The 2,320-nt window shown below is 72.5% G+C and carries 3 protein-coding genes; 2 read left to right on the plus strand and 1 reads right to left on the minus strand.

Annotation, left to right across the window (positions count from 1 at the left end; genetic code table 11):
• Nucleotides 1-478, minus strand: a 478-nt coding sequence (locus tag AB0O00_RS36215) for an NAD-dependent epimerase/dehydratase family protein (RefSeq protein WP_363658956.1), incomplete at its 3' end; no start/stop codon positions are given.
• 181 nt (nt 479-659) lie between these two features.
• Between AB0O00_RS36215 and AB0O00_RS36220 the strand changes: the two genes are divergently transcribed.
• Both AB0O00_RS36220 and AB0O00_RS36225 read left to right on the plus strand, forming a co-directional pair.
• Entirely contained in the window at nt 660-1,274 is a 615-nt protein-coding gene (locus tag AB0O00_RS36220) for a PadR family transcriptional regulator (RefSeq protein WP_363658957.1), read from the plus strand.
• On the plus strand, nt 1,271-2,320 hold a 1,050-nt coding region (locus AB0O00_RS36225; RefSeq protein WP_363658958.1), incomplete at its 3' end, for an FAD-dependent monooxygenase. The genes AB0O00_RS36220 and AB0O00_RS36225, both read left to right, overlap by 4 nt.

Consider the following 2,320-nt stretch of genomic DNA (forward strand, 5'->3'; position numbering starts at 1 on the left):
GGGTGTCGGCCTCGGCCTGGGTGTCCTCCCAGGCCCGGGCGATGTCGATGCTGTACCGCCAGGAGGCCGGGGCGTCCGGCTCGTCGCCGCCGATCAGGCCGTCGAGCTCGTCGTTGGGCGCGTCGTGCCGGTGGGCGTAGACGGTGGCGGTGCTCATCTGCAGCCAGACGGCCGGTGGGCGGCGGGCGGCGGCGATCGCCTGGCCGACGGCCCGGGTGGAGAGCACCCGGGAGTCCATCATGGCCCGCCGGTTCTCGTCCGTGTAGCGGCAGTTGACGCTGCGCCCGGCGAGGTTGAGCACCACGTCGCTGCCGTCGACCTCGGTGGCCCAGGCTCCGAGGTGCCGGCCGTCCCACCAGACCTGGCGGGGTCCGGCGGGCCTGCGGCTGAGGACCACGACGTGGTGTCCGGCGGCGGTCAGGCGGTGGTCGAGCAGGGTACCGAGCACGCCGGAGCCGCCGGGAATGACGATCTTCATGAGTTCCCCCTTATCTCCGGCTCCGAGCCTAGCGCGCCAATTGAACGCGTTCAAATGTGACGTGTCGACGGATCGGCCGTTCCCTTCGGTTAGCCGGAGCCGTATAGTCGGATCCGGCTACTAGGAATCGACTAGGAGCCGACCAGGGATCGATGTAGGAATCGACTAGGGATTGGTGGGCATGTCGATGGCGAAGCGGAAGATCTCCAACACCTTGGCGCTGGCCGTGCTGGGTCTGCTGCAGGAGCAGCCGATGCACCCGTACGAGATGGCGTCCACGCTGCGGGAACGGCACAAGGACAGCAGCTTCAAGGTCAACTCGGGGTCGCTGTACGACACGGTCGAGTCGCTCGTGCGGCACGGCTGGATCGAGCCCGTGGAGACGGCGCGCGACGGCCGCCGGCCCGAGCGCACCGTGTACAAGGTGACGGCGGTGGGCCAGGACGAGTTCGTCCGCTGGATCGACGAACTGCTGCGCACGCCCGTCGCGGAGTACCCGAAGTTCATGGCCGCGGTGTCCTACCTCGGCGCGCTAGGGCCGGACGGGGCGGCCGAGGCGCTGGCCGAACGGGCGGAGCACCTGGCCCGGCGGATCGAGGAGACGGGGGCGGTGCTGGCCGAGACGGTCGGCTCCGGCGGGGTGCCCCGGCTGTTCATGATCGAGGTCGAGTGCGCGCTGCACGCCTGGGAGGCCGAGCTGGCCTGGACGCGGCGGACCATCGCCGAGATCCGCGACGGCAGCCTCGCCTGGCCCAAGGCCGAGGGCTGGATCGACGCGAAGGGAACCACCCGATGACCGAGGTGCTGACCGAGGTGCTGATCGTGGGAGCCGGCCCGGCCGGGCTCTTACTGGCGAGCGAGCTGCGGCTCGCCGGCGTCGACACGGTCGTGCTCGAACGCGACCCGCAGCGGCCGGACTTCTGCCGCGGCTTCAACCTCAACGCCCGCGCCCTGGACCTGCTGGCCCGGCGCGGCCTCGCCGAGCGGCTGACCGCCGAAGGCCGGCGAGTCCCGCACGCCGCGTTCTCCGGCCTGCCCGTGACGCTCACCCTCGCGGGCACGCACACCGACCACCCGTACTCGCTGGGCATCCCGCAGACCCGGGTCGAGGAGATCCTGGAGCAGCACGCCCTCGACCTGGGCGCCGACCTCCGGCGCGGACACGAACTGCTCGCCCTGGAACAGGACTTCGACTCCGTCACCGCGACCGTCGCCGCCGGCGGGCGCCAGTACCGCATCCGGGCGGCGTACCTGGTCGGGTGCGACGGCGGCCGCAGCACCGTCCGCAAACGGGCCGGCATCGCCTTCCCCGGCACCGCGGCGACGCACTTCTCCCTGCTGGGCGACGTCGAACTCGCCGACCCGCAGGCGCTTCCGTTCGGCGTGAGCACCGGCCCCGGCGGGAGCGTGTTCGCGATACCCCGCCCCGGCTACGTCCGGATCGTCACCGCCGACCGGCAGCCTCCCGCCGAAAAGGCCGACAAGGCCGACAGGGACGCCCCCGTCACCCTGGACCTCCTCCAGGCCGCCGTCGACGACGCGCTCGGCCGCCACGTCGAACTCCGCTCCGCGCGCTGGCTGACCCGCTTCGGCAACGCCGCCCGGCAGGCGGCCGAGTACGTCCGCGGCCGGATCGTCCTCGCCGGCGACGCCGCGCACGTCCACCCGCCGTCCGGGGCGATCGGCGTCAACGTCGCGCTGGACGACGCGTTCAACCTCGGCTGGAAGCTCGCCGCCACCGTCCGCGGCACCGCGCCGACGCACCTGCTCGACAGCTACCACGCCGAACGCCACCGCGCCGGTGCGGACGTGCTGGCCGGCACCCGCGCCCAGGTGCTGCTC

The organism is Kitasatospora sp. NPDC093558 (genome assembly GCF_040683475.1).
Classification (GTDB): Bacteria; Actinomycetota; Actinomycetes; order Streptomycetales; family Streptomycetaceae; genus Kitasatospora.

Bases quoted from the DNA above. Each gene is read 5' to 3' on its own strand.
- AB0O00_RS36220 (WP_363658957.1), top strand. From the start codon at position 660: ATGTCGATGGCGAAGCGGAAGATCTCCAACACCTTGGCGCTGGCCGTG.